Genomic DNA, 15,471 nt, shown 5'->3' on the forward strand with positions numbered 1-15,471 from the left:
GCTCGCAGCCCGAAGCTCGCGGCCGATGTTATTCCTGCTCGTCGAGGGCTTCGACACGAATCCGGGTCACCGGACCGGCAATATCGGCCAGCGATTCGAGCTGACGGATCGCCTCGTTCATGTTCTGCTCGCGGGTGCGATGCGTCATCAGGATGATGGGCACCAGCTCACCTTCGGTGGCTTCCTTCTGGATGATCGCCTCGATGGAAATGCCCTGCTCGGAGAGGATCGTCGCCACTCGCGCCAGTACGCCCGGACGGTCCACCGCCAGCAGACGCAGGTAATAAGCGGTGACAATGTCCTCCATCGGCAGGATCGGCAACGAGCCGTCGGCCTCGTCAATACCGCTGAAGGCGAGATACGGCACACGGTAATGGTGCTCGGTGGTGATGTCGCGAGCCACATCCAGCAGGTCGGCGACCACCGCCGAGGCCGTGGGTTCAGCCCCCGCGCCGGCGCCATAGTAAAGCGTCGGCCCAACGGCATCGCCCATCACCGCGATGGCATTCTTCACGCCATGCACGCTGGCCAGCAAGCGCTCCTTGGGAATCAAGGTCGGGTGCACGCGAAGCTCGAGGCCCTTCTCGGTGCGCTTGGAAAGCCCCAGGTGCTTGATGATGTAGCCCAACTGGTCGGCCTGCTCGACATCCTCGGCGGTGACCCGCGAAATACCTTCCGTGTAGGCCTTGTCGAACTGAAGCGGTACGCCAAAGGCAATCGAAGCCAAGATGGTCAGCTTGTGGGCGGCGTCGATACCCTCGACATCGAAGGTCGGATCGGCTTCGGCATAACCCAGTGCCTGCGCTTCGGCGAGCACGTCATCGAAGGCGCGGCCTTCATCACGCATGTGGGTCAGAATGTAGTTGCCGGTGCCGTTGATGATACCGGCGAGCCATTGAATGCGGTTGGCACCCAGGCCTTCACGCAGCGACTTGATCACCGGGATGCCGCCGGCCACGGCTGCCTCGAAGGCCACGATCACGCCCTTCTCGTGCGCGGCCTGGAAGATTTCGTTGCCGTGCACGGCGATCAGCGCCTTGTTGGCGGTGACCACGTGTTTGCCGTTCTCGATGGCAGTCATCACCAGCTCACGGGCCACATCGTAGCCGCCGATCAACTCGACCAGCACATCGACATCGGGGTTGCGTGCCACCTCGAAGACATCGCGGGTGACCTTGACCCCGGCGGTTTCGCATTGCGGGTTATCGCGACGCGTACCGACCTGCTCGACGATAATCGGCCGACTGGCGCGACGGGCGATATCGTCCGCATTGCGCGTCAACACATTGAAGGTACCGCCACCCACGGTCCCTAACCCACAGATACCCACTCTCACCGGTTTCAACGTCACGCTCCCCTTGCTCAGTGTATGTGTCCAGCGTACCTCCTGCGCCTAGCGTCGGAGGTCATCATATTTATCGTCGCTCGGTCATTCCTTGATGCCGAGCATCGACGCCAGCCGCTCGGCCGGCACGTACCCCGGCACCATGCGGCCATTCGGCAACACGATGGCAGGCGTTCCTTGAATTCCCAGTTCACGCCCCAGTGCATACTGCTCGGCCACCGGCGCCTCGCACTGCGCCGTAGCCTCCGGAGTTCCTCCGCGCATCGCGGCGGTGAGCGCTTCGGTGGCATTGTCGGCGCACCAGGCCTGGCTCAGCACGCGTGCCGCCTCGGCGTCGACGCCGGCACGCGGAAAGGCCAGATAGTCTACCTCGATTCCCATCTGATTGAGACGGGGGACTTCCTTATGCAACTTTTGGCAATAAGGACACGAGGTATCGGTAAAGACGGTAATGCGCGCCTTGACCTCGCCGGCAGGCTTGTAGATGACGCGCTCATCCTCGGGGACGTTATCGAGACGCGACTGGCGGCGTTCGTTGGCGGCACGCTCGGTCAAGTTGACCATCTGCCCGTCACGGTTTCGATACAGGTCACCGACCACCATGTATTCCCCATCGGCGTCTGTATACAGGGTCTCGCCGCTCTCGAGGCGCACCTCATAGAGCCCCGATAACGGCGACTCCTCGATCGATGCCACTGGCATCGGCTGCCCGTTGTGGGTCAGCTTGGCGGCCAGCCCCTCGGGGGGCGCAGCAAGGCTTAGCGGCGCGGCCATAAGGGCCAAGGCGCCCCCCATGACGGACAATACGGCTCTAGACATGATCAACCTCTAGGATGATGTTGGGCGTGCAGCGCTTCCAGACGCGCTTGAGCCACCTGGGTATAGATTTGCGTGGTCGACAGGTCACTATGACCCAGCAACATCTGTACGACACGCAGATTGGCCCCATGATTCAACAAGTGCGTCGCGAATGCATGGCGCAGCGTGTGCGGCGAGAGAGGCTTGTCGATACCGGCCACCACAGCATGTCTCTTGATACGATGCCAGAACGTCTGGCGGGTCATGAACCCATCATGGCGCCCGGGAAACAAGGGCGGTCGGGTCGGATCGTTCATCAAGCCCCCACGCCCTTGACGCAGGTAGCGTTCGAGCCACGCGGCCGCTTCCTCGCCCAACGGGACCAGGCGCTCCTTATCGCCCTTGCCGAGCACGCGCAACACACCTTGACGCAAGTTGACCGCATCCACCGTCAAACCGATCAGTTCAGAGATACGCAGGCCGCAGCCATATAACACTTCGAGCATGGTGCGATCGCGCAGTCCTAGCGGCGTATCCGAGTCAGGCGCCTCAAGCAGACGCTCGACCTCAGCTTCATCCAGAGTGTTGGGCAATTTGGCGACGGCTTTGGGAGCACGCGCTTCGGCCAGGGGGGCATGGGCGATATGCCCTTCGGCCAGCGCCCAACGGTAAAAGCGCCGCAGACAAGATAACAGACGCGCTACCGAGCGGGGATGGTAGTGATCGCGACGCGCCGTCAGAAATGTCTCCAAGGCGTCTTCCCCGGGAGCCAGTAGACGCTCGCTGCGCGACGCGAGGTGCGCCAGCCAGGCGTCCAGATCGCGACGATAGGCATCCAGCGTATGCCGACTCAGCCCGCGCTCCAGCCAGAGCCCATCGAGAAAAGCATCACGCCACTTGAAATCATCCACTGATTCTGCCCTCCCCGCGTCGTCTGTGCCCGCCCCATATGCAAAAACCCCGCAAGCCAAGGGCCCGCGGGGTTCTCGTCGAGCGCACTCCAAAGAGAGCGCTCATGACGTCTCGACGACGCCGCAAGCCGCTTAACGAGTCAGCTTTTCCTTGATGCGAGCGGACTTGCCGCTACGCTCACGGAGGTAGTACAGCTTGGCCTGACGCACGTCACCGCGACGCTTGACCGCAATGGAATCGACCAACGGGCTATATGTCTGGAAGGTACGCTCGACGCCAACACCATGGGAAACCTTGCGCACAGTGAAGGCGGAGTTGAGCCCACGATTGCGCTTGCCGATCACAACGCCTTCGAAGGCCTGCAGACGCTCGCGGTTACCTTCCACGACCTTGACCTGAACGGTCACGGTATCGCCCGGCGAGAATTCCGGAACGTTCTTGCTCATCTGCTCGGTTTCGAGCGCCTGGATCACTTTGTTCTTGCTGCTCATGACTAAACTCCTTGATATTTGGATGATCGACTCTTCCTGTGTCGAGAGCCGATCGTGATCCCGGCGTCGCGAAACGCAGGAATCGACGTTGTGGGTGACGCGCGGCGCTCATTCATCGAGCAACCATCGCTCCTCCGTCCTACCGACGTGCTGACTCGTGGCATGTTCCGCGATGAACTCGTCAAGCAATTGTTGCTGCTCGCGATCCAGAGCGCGACCTTCAAGAAGGTCCGGTCGCCTGAGCCAGGTGCGTCCAAGGGACTGCTTCAGCCGCCAGCGGCGAATCGCCGCGTGGTTGCCGCTAAGCAGGATGTCCGGCACGCCACGCCCATCGATCGTCTCAGGGCGCGTGTAGTGCGGGCAATCCAGAAGCCCCTCGCTAAAGGAATCCTCGAGTGCCGAATCACCATGGCCAAGCACGCCCGGCACCAGCCGGGAGACGGCATCGACCATCACCATGGCCGGCAATTCACCACCGCTGAGCACATAATCGCCGATCGACCATTCTTCGTCGATATCGGCATCGACCACTCGCTCGTCGATGCCTTCGTAACGACCAGCGATGACGATCAGCGCCTCCAGGTCGGCCAGCTCCCGCACACCACGTTGATCGAGCCGCCGCCCCTGGGGCGACAGATAAACCACGCGTGTACACTCTGGCGCACAACCACGGCGCTCGGCGTCGCGGCGTGCCTCGGCGATAGCGGGTCGCAACGTGTCGACCTTCATCAGCATGCCGGGGCCACCGCCATAGGGCCGATCATCCACCGTGCGGTGCTTATCCATGGCGTAATCCCGGGGATTCCAGAAATCCACCACTAGCAATCCCTGGTCGACGGCACGCCCCGTTACGCCGTAACGAGTGATCGCCTCAAACATATCTGGGAACAGGGAGACAACACCAATCCACACGGCTTCATCACTCGGCCAGTGACACCCAAGATACGGCGTCAGAATTCAGAATCCCAATCCACTGTCATACGCCCGGCACCGAGATCCACCTCGCGGATCACGCCATCGGGCAGAAACGGTATCAACCGCTCTCGGTCATCGAGACTCGCCTCACTAGGCTGGATCACCAACACGTCGTTGGCACCCGTCTCGAAGAGATAATCTACTTGCCCCAGACACTCACCAGATAGCGTCTCGACCCGCAGGCCTTCGAGCTGATACCAGTAATAATCGCCCGGCGCGAGCGCCGGCAATGCCTGCGTGGGCAGGAGAATATCCGCGCCGGCCCAACGTTCGGCCAGTTCACGGCTCGAGATGCCTTCCAGGCTGGCGACCAGCCCTTTGCCATGGGGACGCCCTTGGCTCAACTTGCACTCGAAGTGCTCGCCGCGCAGTGACAACACCCATTCGGCATGCTCGAAGATGCCCTCGATGGGGCTGGTGTACGAATACACCCTCAACCACCCTTTCACGCCGTAGGGACTGGTCAGGCGACCAAGCACCACGTGCTCGTCGTCTTGCGCCGCATCGGCGCGACCGGTCTCGTGCGACATAGCGGGTAGTGCACTCACGCTTGCTGCTTGCGTGCTTCTTTCAGCAACTCGGCGACGCGGTCGGAGAGCTGGGCACCCAGACCCTGCCAATGCTCGGCACGCTCGAGATCGACGCGCAGGCGCTCTTCCTGACCACGGGCTACCGGGTTGAAGAAGCCGATACGCTCGATGAAACGGCCGTCGCGAGACTTACGCGAATCGCTGACGGCGAGGTGATAAAAGGGACGCTTCTTGGCGCCACCACGGGCCAAACGGATGGTAACCATGCGCTATAATCCTACGGTTGAAGTTTTACGTTACGCCACGGACTGTCGCGGCGGGCACGACCCACCTGCGAAGATGCAGCATTCTACGGAAAAAGGCTCGTATTGGAAACCTTTTCCTTGACAACGGAAGACGTTATCAACGGCGCGGCAAGCCGCCGCCAGGGCCACCCATACCGCCTGGGCCGCCCATACCACCTGGACCACCTGGGCCGCCTGGGCCGCCGCCCATGTCTCGCATCATTTTCTGCATACCACCTTTCTTGCCAGCCTTTTTCATCATCTTCTGCATTTGCTTGTGCTGCTTGAGCAGACGGTTGAGGTCAGGTACCTGCAAGCCGGCGCCCGCCGCGATGCGGCGCTTACGCGAGCCACTGATGATTTCCGGCTTGCGGCGCTCTTTCGGGGTCATCGAGTTGATCAACGACTCAAGCTTGCCGAATTCCTTCTCGGCACCTGGCCCCTGCGCTGCCTCGGCCATCTGCCCCATACCGGGCAGCTTACCCATCAAACCACTCATCCCACCCATCTTCTTGAGCTGCTGGAGCTGTTCGCGGAAGTCCTCGAGATCGAAGCTGTTGCCTTTCTTGACCTTCTTGGCCAGTTTCTCCGCCTTGCCTTGGTCAACATTGCGCTCGGCTTCCTCGATGAGCGACAGCATGTCACCCATGCCTAGAATCCGCGACGCGACGCGATCCGGGTGAAACGGCTCGAGGGCATCGACTTTCTCGCCCATGCCCATGAACTTGATCGGCTTGCCGGTGACGTGTCGCACCGAGAGCGCCGCGCCGCCCCGAGCGTCACCATCAGCCTTGGTGAGAATCACTCCGGTCAACGGCAACGCTTCATGGAAAACCTGTGCGGTATTGGCGGCATCCTGACCGGTCATGGCATCGACCACGAAAAGCGTCTCGTCCGGCGATACCGCCCCATGCAAGGCCTGAATTTCTTCCATCATCGCCTGATCGACGGATAGTCGACCGGCGGTATCCACGATCACCACGTCATGAAACTGGATCTTGGCATGCTTGATCGCTGCCTGGGCGATGTCCACCGGCTGTTGGGCGCTGGCCGAAGGAAAGAAGTCGACCTCTACCTCTTTGGCCAGCGTCTCGAGCTGGTCAATGGCGGCCGGACGATAGACGTCGGCGGAAACCACCAGCACTTTTTTCTTTTCCCGCTCGCGCAGGAAGCTCGCCAACTTGGCGACCGAGGTCGTTTTACCCGCACCCTGCAGACCGGCCATCAAGACCACCGAGGGCGCGCTCTTGAGCAACAGCGCCTCGTTGGCCTCGCCCATGATGGCTTCCAGCTCCTGCTGGACGATCTTGACGAATTGCTGGCCCGGGGACAGGCTGCGCGAGACCTCTTGGCCCACGGCGCGCTCGCGCACCCGCTCGACGAACGCCTTGACCACCGGCAGAGCCACGTCGGCCTCCAGCAGCGCACGACGCACCTCGCGCAGCGTGTCCTTGATGTTGTCCTCGGTCAGCTTGGCCTGACCGGTGATCGACTTCAGCGTGCCCGACAGGCGATCGGTCAAACTTTCAAACATGGCGCTCTCCGGCAGGAATTGCCTAGGCATGAAAAAACGATTATACGCGTTCGCGACGACTCTCTCCATGCACCCGTTGCGATACGTAAGCGGCGGGGGGATTCGCTACGGCGCGGGGATTCGCTATAGTAACGTTCCCGAGTCCGCGTGACATGCTCACGTGATATTGATGCTTCATTTTCTTCGACGCCGACCGGCGCAGGGACTGGCCACCGATGCAGGCGCTGCCTTTTGCGATTCTCGCCATTGTCTGTTACCTAGCTGCGGGCGCCTGGCAGGCGCTCGCGCTTGCCAGGCGTGTGTCCCCCAGGACGATCCTGGTACGCTCGCTGGGCTTACTCGCGGTCAGTGCCCACACCGTGGTCGTGGCACACAGTGTGTTCCTCGGGCACGGCCTGCATCTGGGGCTTTTCGAAAGCGCCTCACTCTTTAGCTGGTTGATCGCCGCCCTGTTGATCGCAGTCAGCCTGGTCAAGCCATTGTTGAATGCCGGTGTCGGCCTCTTCCCACTGGCCGCGCTGACGCTGGTTGCACTAATGCTTTATCCCAGCCACATGGTCGAAGCCAACGTCTCGCCCGGTATCGTCTTTCATATCGTGACCTCCAGCGTAGCCTCGGCATTGCTCAGCATCGCAGCGGTACAAGCCGTATTGGTGGCTTTTCAGCACCACGCGTTAAAACGCCGTCATACACGCGGGATCATCCAGGTATTGCCCGCGCTGACGAGCATGGAGCGCTTGCTGTTCGAACTCATCGGCGCCGGCTTGCTGTTACTGACGGCGGCCATCGTCAGCGGCTTCATCTTCATCGACAATCTTTTCGCCCAGCACCTCGTCCACAAGACGGTCTTCTCTCTCGCCGCCTGGCTGGTTTTCACGGGGCTGCTCATCGGCCGACACTGGCTGGGCTGGCGTGGCACGCGTGCAATGCGCTGGACCCTGGGCGGCTGCCTGCTACTGGTGCTCGGCTACTTTGGCACCAAGGTTGCGCTGCAATTGATCTTTCACGATATCTAGGCGAAAACGCAGCAACTTGACACTTTCAAGGGGAAACCCTACAAACGATGTTGGCTTTTCAGCGAGGACCTCTCCACCTTGAGCGATGACATACCCTTAGGGCTGCTGTTAACGCTGCTGCTCGTGCTCATCTGCCTATCCGCCTTCTTCTCCAGCTCGGAAACCGGGATGATGTCGATCAACCGCTATCGCCTGTCGCACCAGGCCAATAGCGGGGAGCGCACCGCCAAGCGGGTCTTGCGGTTATTGGGCCGTCCCGATCGGCTGATCGGCGTCATCCTCATCGGCAACAACTTCGTCAACAACCTCGCTGCCTCTATCGCCACGATCATCGCCATCCATTTCTTCGGCGATGTCTCCGGACCGGCCATCTCGACCGCTGTGCTGACCATCGTGATTCTGATCTTCGCCGAGGTCACGCCCAAGACATTCGCCGCAGTCAAGCCCGAGCGCATCGCTTACCCCGCGTCTTTGGCACTAGAACCGCTACTCAAGCTCTTCTATCCGCTGGTGTGGCTCGTCAATGCGATTTCCAATGGCCTGCTACGGCTCTTGGGCGTCAAGGATATCGACGGCAGTGCCGACAACCTGACGCGTGATGAGTTGCGCACGGTCGTTCACGAGGCCGGCACCATGATTCCCCGGCGTCACCAGTCCATGCTGCTATCGATCCTCGATCTGGAAAACGTGACCGTCAACGACATCATGGTGCCACGTCAGGAAATCGCCGGCATCGATCTCGACGACGACCTCGAGCCCATTCTCGCCCAGATCCGCTCCAGTCAGCACACGCGAGTGCCGGTCTACAAGGGTGACATCAACAACATTATCGGCATCCTGCACCTGCGAAACGCTGCACGCTTCCTCTCGAAGCCCGAGGTGACCAAGGCCGCCATCGTCCAGGAGGCCCGCGAACCCTACTTCATTCCCGAGTCGACGCCGCTTCACACCCAGTTGCTCAATTTCCAGCAACAAAAGCGCCGTATCGGCATCGTGGTCGACGAATATGGCGACGTGGAGGGGTTGGCAACACTGGAAGACATTCTCGAGGAGATCGTCGGCGAATTCACCACCGACGAAGCGGCCACGCACCGCGAGATTCATCCCCAGGAAGACGGCAGCTACATCATCGAAGGCACTACCAACATCCGCGACATCAACAAAGTGCTCGCCTGGCAGCTGCCTACCGACGGCCCCAAGACGCTCAACGGCTTGATTCTCGAGCACCTGGAAGCCTTCCCCGACGCACCCGCCTGCCTACAGTTGGGGGCGATCCGCATGGAAATCCTGCAGATCAAGGACAACCTGATCACCTCGGCACGCTGCTGGCAATCAGCACGCCGTGCCCGGGTGCTGGGTTAATCCGGCGAAACGCCGATCTCGGCTTCAGCCTTGCGCTTGAGTTCGCTCACCTGCCGCTCCATGTCGGCGCGCCTGGCCTCGCCCACCGCAATAGGGTCCCCGAAATGGAGCGCCACCCGCGCCCGGAAACGCCGTGGCCACTTGGTCAATGCCTTGCCACCGCAATTTGATGTCCAGGATCCCCAAAGTCCGGCCAATCCGGCAGGTACCACCGGCACGGGATCCCGCGCCAGAATGATGTCCACGCCACGCCGAAAACGCTGCATTTCGCCGTCGCACGTCAAGCGCCCCTCGGGGAACAACATCACCACCTCGCCCTGACGCAGGGCGTGACTCACTTCGTCCAGGGCTCGTCGTACACCGCCAGGGTCGCAACGCTCGGAATCCACCGGGATCGCGCCAGCAATGCGAAAGAACCAGTTGAGCCATCGAGATTCGTAGATAGGGCGGTCCATCAAGAAACGCAGCGGACGTGGGCATCCGCCGCCCAGGATCAAGGCGTCCATGAAGCTGACGTGATTGCACACTACCAATGCCGCGCCGCGTGCGGGTACGGATTGGCGGCCGCGAAAACGCAGCCGATAGAGCACGCGAATCAGCACGAAAATCGACAGACGCAGTGCCGGGCGCGGCACCATGCACAGGATGACCACCGCCAGCGTCAGGGATACCGCCGACAAGGCCAGCATGAAGGTATTGAGCGAGGCATCGATCACACTCAGCACGACCACACCGAAGCCCGCCGCCAGCACCATGAACAGTGCATTGAGAATATTGTTGGCGGCGATCATCCGGGCACGATAGTCATCGTCGCTTTCGAGCTGAATCAGCGTGTACAACGGCACGATATACAAGCCGCCGCCCAGACCGATCACCGCGAAATCGAGGATCTGACGCCAGAAGCCCGGTGACAGGCTCAATGCTGCCAACCCGGTATCGCTGCCTGCCAGCGGCTGACTCAGCCCCAGATCGAGACCGGCCAAGCCGAAGAGCATGGCGCCGGCCGGTATCAAACCGACCTCCAGGCGCCCCGCCGACAACCGAGCACACAGCAGCGCGCCCGTGCCAACGCCCAGCGCGAACGCAGCCAACAAGGCACTGACCACGGCTTCGTCGCCATGCACAACATCGCGAGTCCAGGCAGGCAACTGAGTCAGGTAGCAGGCACCTAGAAACCAGAACAGGCTGATGCCCGACAAGGCACGGAATATCCGTGGTTGACGCCAGGCGTCGCGCATCACTTCACGTCCGCCATGCCAAGGCCGCCACTGTGTTGTGCCCCCCTGACTGGGCGGTGCGCTAGGCACCCAGAGACTAGCGACGAGCCCCAAGAGCGCCAGCGCCACCAAGGTGGCGGCGATACTCCCCCGCGCCCAGTCACCGTCGAGCGATGCCAGCACTCCTGCCAGCAGCGTCCCCAGCAGAATCGACAAGAAAGTGCCCAGGCTGATCCAGGCGTTGCCCTTGACGAGTTCGGTCGGCGACAGGTGTTGCGGCAAAATGGCGTACTTCACCGGCCCAAACAGCGCCGACTGGGTTCCCATCATGAACAACAAGGCCAGCAGTACGGCATAGGCCTCATACCAGACGGCGGCGGCCGCCATGCTCATGGTCAAGAGTTCCAGCCCCTTGAGGCGTCTGACCAGGCGCCGCTTGTCGAGACGGTCGGCCAGCAAGCCGCCCCATGCCGAAAACAACAGGAAAGGCAGAATGAAAAGCCCCGCCGCAAGATTGTTGAGCAATCCCGTGTCCCAGCCATAGCGGGGAACGGCGACGAAGGTCAGTAATAACAACAGGACATTCTTGAACACGTTGTCGTTGAACGCGCCCAAGGCTTGTGTCCAGAAGAAGGGAGCGAATCGACGCTGGGTAAGCAATCGGGGAATCACGGCTCTCTCGGGCCGTACTTGAGCCCCATCAGCGTGGTCGTCAGCAATTGATCGAGCAGCTCGGTGACTTCCAGCGATTGACCCTGCCAGACGCCCAGGCGTTCGTTGAGCCCCAACTGGACCAGACCATGCACGCTACCCCACAAGGTGCGGGCCATACGCCGTGCCTCGAGCTCCCCCATCAGCGGCTGGTACTCGGCAAGCGCCGCCTCGACGCGCACGAACAGGCCCTCGATCATATCGTTCTGACGTTGGTCCAGCTCGCCCTCTTGGGCCAGCGGATACTCGAACAGCATCTGCCAGCGATAGGGCTCGTGCTGCGCAAACATCCAATAAGCTGTCGCTAATGCTTTGAGACGCGGCTCGGGATCGGCACCCTCGAGCCCCTCCACGGCCACCCGCAGGCGACCCAGTGTCTCGACGTTGACGTATTGCAGCAGATTGCCAAAGCTACCATAGAGTTTGAGCAACGTGCTGGGCGCGCATCCCACGTCTCGCGCCAGGGAGCGCAACGACAGCGTATGCACGGGATTATCGCGTAGCCAGGCGTCACATGCCGCCATGACCTGGCCATGCAGCACCTCGGGTGCATGCTGTCTGGGACGAGCCATCGGTTTCCTCGTGATGAGCAGGCGCGGCGTCTTCTTACTGAACCGCGCGTGGTCGAACAGCGTTTCCCCCAGCATATCGGGAACGCACGCAAACGCAAGTGGCAAGCCGTGCGATAAATCAAAAGCAGCGCTGGTCAGCGCCCGCCAGCGTAGCTTACCCTGACGCGTCGAACCGCGAGGAGAGAGCATGGCCGGCCGTCTTTACATCAAGCCCTGGACAACGCCGCCGCTCGACGCGCTTCGCCAGGACAGTCAGCCGATCGTCGGCCCCAATCTGGCACCGCGTCGCCCTATTTCGATCATTCGTCAGGATGCGGGCGAAGCGCATTGGACGACGGCATTCTGGGGGTTGACCCCGCCCTGGCTCAAGGTGCTGGACCATGCCCCGCACTGCGCCCGTGCCGAATCACTCGAGCAGCGCCCGATGTTTCGCGAGGCCTTCCACGCGCGGCGCTGCCTGATCCCGGTCGCCGGTGTCTATGTCTGGAAGCCGCAACCACGCATGAAGCAGCCGTTTCTGGTCACGCGCGTCGACCGGGCGCCACTGCTGCTGGCCGGGGTCTGGTGCCGCTATCACACCACGCTGACGGAGTTCAACGACTCCACGGCCTTGATCACGGTGCCCAGCAATGCGCTGCTGACACCGCTCAGCGATCGCTTCCCAGCCGTCATCGAGGCGGGCGATGCCCACGAGTGGCTGACGCCAACCACCTCGGACGAGCGTGCTCATGAGATGTTGACCCCTGCCTCCTTGGAACTGTTGGGCGCTTTTCCTGTATCAAGACGTGTCAACGATCCAAAGCATCAAGACTGGGCCTGCGGACATCCCACCGGCCCGATGACCTACTGGCATCACTGAACAAGGAGTCTTCACCGTGTTTTCGTCCTCTCCCCTTGCATGCCGCTGGCTGCTCGGCGCGCTCATCGTTCTCGTCGCCGGTTACCAGACGGCGCGCGCCAGCGATCCGGTGGCCGAGGTCGTCGAGCCAACCGTCAGCCCCAACGACACCCGCGACTACCGTGCCCTGACGCTCGACAATGGCCTCGAGATCCTGTTGGTCAGCGATCCGCAGGCCGACAAGGCTGCCGCCGCCATGAACGTGGACGTTGGTAGCGCCGACGACCCCGACGCTACCCCCGGCTTGGCGCATTTCCTCGAACACATGCTGTTCCTGGGTACCGACCGTTACCCGGAAGCCGACGCCTACCAGAACTTCATTTCCGCCCACGGCGGCGATCACAACGCTTTCACCGCCTTGCGCGATACCAACTACTTCTTCGACATCGAGCCGCAAGCGCTACCCGAGGCTCTGGATCGCTTCAGCCGCTTCTTCATTGCACCGCGATTCAATGCCGAGTACGTCGACCGCGAGCGCAACGCCGTCAACTCGGAGTATCAAGCGCGCCTGCGCGACGATAGCCGGCGCCTCCAGGAGGCCACCAATCAGGCACTCAATCCCGAACACCCCATGACCCGTTTCTCGGTCGGTAGCCTGGAGACACTCAAGAACAACGATACGTCCTCGCTTCGCGAACGTCTGGTCGATTTCTACAAGGCGCACTACGGCGCCAACGTCATGCACCTGACGGTCATCGGTCCCCAGTCGCTCGACGAGCTGGAGGCCATGTTGCGAGATCGCTTCGCCGAGGTGCCCGATCGTCATTTAACGCGTAGCGAGATCGACACACCCCTGGTCACCGACGACGAGTTGCCCGCGCGCCTGGCGGTCAAGAGCCTGTCGCAGGACAAGCAGGTGCGCTTCCTGTTTCCGATTCCCGATCCGCAGGGCGACTACCAGACCAAGCCGGCCGACTACCTCGCCAACCTGTTGGGCCATGAAGGCGAAGGAAGCCTGTTGGCGGCATTGCGCCACAAGGGATGGGCCGATGGCCTCTCGGCGGGCACCATGAACGGCGATGGCCAGCACGCGTTCTTCACCGTCTCGGTCAGCCTCACGCCGGAAGGCGCACAGCATATCGATCGCATCCAGGCCAGCCTGTTCGATCAGATAACGCGGATTCGCGAGGACGGGCTGCAAACGTGGCGCTACGCTGAGCAAGCTCGCCTCAACGAACAAGCGTTTCGTTTTCAGCAACCGGGCGAGCCCATCGATCAGGTCAGCCAATTGGCCATGAATCTAGCCGATTATCCGCTCGAGGATGTGCAATACGCGCCGTACCGCATGGACGGTTTCGATGCCGCCCGTATTCGGGATTATCTCGCCGACATGACGCCGTCGCACCTGCTGCGCGTCTACAGCGGCCCGGACGTCGACGGCGACGATACCTCGCCCTACTTCGACGCACCCTATACGCTGACGCGCCTCTCGAACTGGCCGGAGGCCGCGCCACTCGATGATCTCGGCCTGCCGCCGCATAACCCCTTCATCGCCCGCGATCTGGAAGTTCACGAGGCCAGTGGCGATGAACCGCAGGCCATCGTCGAGGCGCCCAGCGTCGAGCTCTGGCACCTCGCCAACGATCGCTTCGGTACACCGCGTGTGGAGTGGCGCTTTAGCCTGCAGAATCCCGACGCTTCCGACAGCGCCAGCGATGCTGCCTTGACACGCTTGCTCGCCGGCTGGGTCACCGACAGCCTCAACGAACGCTTCTATCCAGCCCGGCTGGCCGGACAATCCTTCGACGCCTATGCACACGCACGCGGCATCACGCTTACCTTCTCGGGTTGGCGCGATCGTCAGGCACGGCTGATGGAAGACGTCGTCGAACGCCTCAAGGAAGGTGATATCAGCGAAAAAAGCTTCTCGCGCGTCAAGTATCGGCTTTCGCAGCAATGGCAAAACGCGCCCCAGGCGCCGCTGCATCAGCAGATGTATCGCACGCTCAGTGAGTCGCTGTTGCGCCCTCAGTGGACGACGTCCTCGATGCTCGAGGCGCTGGATACGCTGAGCGTCGACGACCTGCGCGATTATCGCGACGCATTCCTCGGGGATCTTTATCTGCAAGCCATGGCGGTAGGCAACCTGGATGCCAACCTGGCACGCCGTGAGGGCTTGCAAGTAGCCAATGCACTGACACCCCGGCTCGAAGCCTCGGATATCCCCGCCTTGTCACCGCTAGCGATTCCCGAGACGCCGCCGACCCTGCATCCGCGCAGCACCCGCAACGACGCCGCCGTATTGCGCTATCTGCAAGGCCCGGACCGCGGACTCGACAGCCAAGCCCGTCTGGCGGTACTCGGCAAAATGCTCGAATCGCCGTTCTACAACCAGTTGCGCACCGAAGAGCAACTCGGCTATATCGTCACGGCCGGCTATTCACCCGTGCTCGATGCGCCGGGCCTGGCGATGCTGGTGCAATCCCCGGACACTACCAGCAAGCGCATCGCCGCACGCATGGATGCCTTCCTGAATGACTTCGACGCACGCCTTCAAGCACTCGACGATGACGAGCTGGCGCCTTATCGCGACGCGGTCAGCAGTCGTCTGAGGGAGCGCGACAACAGCCTGGGCGAGCTGACCAACCGCCTCTGGCAGACACTCGCCTACGCCGAACCAGACTTCTCGCGACGCGAGAAACTGGCGGATCGCGTCGAGGCCATGGATGCCTCGGCAATTCGGCAGGCGTGGCGCGCGCTACGGCACACACAGCCGCTCACGGTGAGCTACGACGCAGATACCCAGCCCAGCGATGTCATGGGGCTGACGCGTAACTTCCGCTCCCTCCCCGACAGCGACTGAACACGATCACCAGCGGTACCCAC

Annotated in this window: 14 protein-coding genes; 4 read left to right on the plus strand and 10 right to left on the minus strand. The window is 61.8% G+C overall.

Translation table 11 applies throughout. The features are described 5' to 3' along the window. Positions 1–28: 28 nt before the first annotated feature. From OP496_RS10800 to ffh, 8 genes are all read right to left on the minus strand, one after another. Positions 29–1,345, minus strand: coding sequence for a homoserine dehydrogenase (locus OP496_RS10800; RefSeq protein ID WP_280563633.1), 1,317 nt, complete (start codon positions 1,343–1,345; stop codon positions 29–31). Positions 1,346–1,429: 84 nt separating this feature from the next. Next, positions 1,430–2,164, minus strand: a complete 735-nt coding sequence (locus OP496_RS10805; protein WP_280563634.1) for a DsbC family protein — start codon at positions 2,162–2,164, stop codon at positions 1,430–1,432. 2 nt (positions 2,165–2,166) lie between these two features. Next, on the minus strand, positions 2,167–3,054 hold the full coding sequence (xerD, locus tag OP496_RS10810) for a site-specific tyrosine recombinase XerD (protein ID WP_280563635.1): 888 nt from the start codon (positions 3,052–3,054) through the stop codon (positions 2,167–2,169). A 132-nt stretch (positions 3,055–3,186) separates the two neighbouring features. Further along, complete coding sequence (gene rplS, locus OP496_RS10815) at positions 3,187–3,546, minus strand: 50S ribosomal protein L19 (protein ID WP_280563636.1); 360 nt, start codon at positions 3,544–3,546, stop codon at positions 3,187–3,189. Positions 3,547–3,654: 108 nt separating this feature from the next. Further along, the gene (trmD, locus tag OP496_RS10820; RefSeq protein ID WP_280563637.1) at positions 3,655–4,458 is read right to left on the minus strand and encodes a tRNA (guanosine(37)-N1)-methyltransferase TrmD; all 804 of its coding nucleotides are present in this window, start codon (positions 4,456–4,458) and stop codon (positions 3,655–3,657) included. Positions 4,459–4,496: 38 nt separating this feature from the next. Then, the gene (gene rimM, locus OP496_RS10825; RefSeq protein WP_280563666.1) at positions 4,497–5,051 is read right to left on the minus strand and encodes a ribosome maturation factor RimM; all 555 of its coding nucleotides are present in this window, start codon (positions 5,049–5,051) and stop codon (positions 4,497–4,499) included. 14 nt (positions 5,052–5,065) lie between these two features. Then, the gene (gene rpsP, locus OP496_RS10830; RefSeq protein ID WP_280563638.1) at positions 5,066–5,317 is read right to left on the minus strand and encodes a 30S ribosomal protein S16; all 252 of its coding nucleotides are present in this window, start codon (positions 5,315–5,317) and stop codon (positions 5,066–5,068) included. A 136-nt stretch (positions 5,318–5,453) separates the two neighbouring features. Continuing rightward, entirely contained in the window at positions 5,454–6,869 is a 1,416-nt protein-coding gene (ffh, locus tag OP496_RS10835) for a signal recognition particle protein (RefSeq protein ID WP_280563639.1), read from the minus strand. A 215-nt stretch (positions 6,870–7,084) separates the two neighbouring features. Between ffh and ccsA the strand changes: the two genes are divergently transcribed. Beyond that, positions 7,085–7,885 (plus strand): cytochrome c biogenesis protein CcsA, encoded by an 801-nt coding sequence (gene ccsA / locus OP496_RS10840; protein ID WP_280563640.1) that lies wholly within the window; start codon positions 7,085–7,087, stop codon positions 7,883–7,885. 78 nt (positions 7,886–7,963) lie between these two features. Beyond that, positions 7,964–9,247: an HlyC/CorC family transporter gene (locus OP496_RS10845; protein ID WP_280563641.1), complete on the plus strand. Its 1,284-nt coding sequence runs from the start codon at positions 7,964–7,966 to the stop codon at positions 9,245–9,247. Here the strand turns inward: OP496_RS10845 and OP496_RS10850 are convergent. Next, a complete protein-coding gene (locus OP496_RS10850; protein ID WP_280563642.1) occupies positions 9,244–11,136 on the minus strand; it encodes an MFS transporter in 1,893 nt (630 codons plus the stop codon). The two genes, OP496_RS10845 and OP496_RS10850, sit on opposite strands and share 4 nt — an antisense overlap. Further along, entirely contained in the window at positions 11,133–11,747 is a 615-nt protein-coding gene (locus OP496_RS10855; RefSeq protein ID WP_280563643.1) for a TetR-like C-terminal domain-containing protein, read from the minus strand. The genes OP496_RS10850 and OP496_RS10855 overlap by 4 nt, the downstream gene beginning before the upstream one ends. A gap of 187 nt (positions 11,748–11,934) precedes the next feature. Between OP496_RS10855 and OP496_RS10860 the strand changes: the two genes are divergently transcribed. Next, positions 11,935–12,606 carry an SOS response-associated peptidase gene (locus OP496_RS10860; RefSeq protein WP_280563644.1) on the plus strand — a complete coding sequence of 224 codons (672 nt, stop codon included), beginning with the start codon at positions 11,935–11,937 and terminating at the stop codon, positions 12,604–12,606. 16 nt (positions 12,607–12,622) lie between these two features. Further along, positions 12,623–15,448 (plus strand): insulinase family protein, encoded by a 2,826-nt coding sequence (locus OP496_RS10865; protein ID WP_280563645.1) that lies wholly within the window; start codon positions 12,623–12,625, stop codon positions 15,446–15,448. Positions 15,449–15,471 lie beyond the last annotated feature (23 nt).

This window comes from Chromohalobacter sp. 48-RD10 (assembly GCF_029889785.1).
GTDB lineage: Bacteria > Pseudomonadota > Gammaproteobacteria > Pseudomonadales > Halomonadaceae > Chromohalobacter.

What these genes read in the sequence shown, in the direction of transcription:
- OP496_RS10805 (WP_280563634.1), bottom strand. Translation starts at nt 2,164, where the DNA reads ATGTCTAGAGCCGTATTGTCCGTCATGGGGGGCGCCTTGGCCCTTATG.
- rplS (WP_280563636.1), bottom strand. Translation starts at nt 3,546, where the DNA reads ATGAGCAGCAAGAACAAAGTGATCCAGGCGCTCGAAACCGAGCAGATG.
- rimM (WP_280563666.1), bottom strand. Translation starts at nt 5,051, where the DNA reads ATGTCGCACGAGACCGGTCGCGCCGATGCGGCGCAAGACGACGAGCAC.
- rpsP (WP_280563638.1), bottom strand. Translation starts at nt 5,317, where the DNA reads ATGGTTACCATCCGTTTGGCCCGTGGTGGCGCCAAGAAGCGTCCCTTT.
- ffh (WP_280563639.1), bottom strand. Translation starts at nt 6,869, where the DNA reads ATGTTTGAAAGTTTGACCGATCGCCTGTCGGGCACGCTGAAGTCGATC.
- ccsA (WP_280563640.1), top strand. Translation starts at nt 7,085, where the DNA reads ATGCAGGCGCTGCCTTTTGCGATTCTCGCCATTGTCTGTTACCTAGCT.
- OP496_RS10855 (WP_280563643.1), bottom strand. Translation starts at nt 11,747, where the DNA reads ATGGCTCGTCCCAGACAGCATGCACCCGAGGTGCTGCATGGCCAGGTC.
- OP496_RS10860 (WP_280563644.1), top strand. Translation starts at nt 11,935, where the DNA reads ATGGCCGGCCGTCTTTACATCAAGCCCTGGACAACGCCGCCGCTCGAC.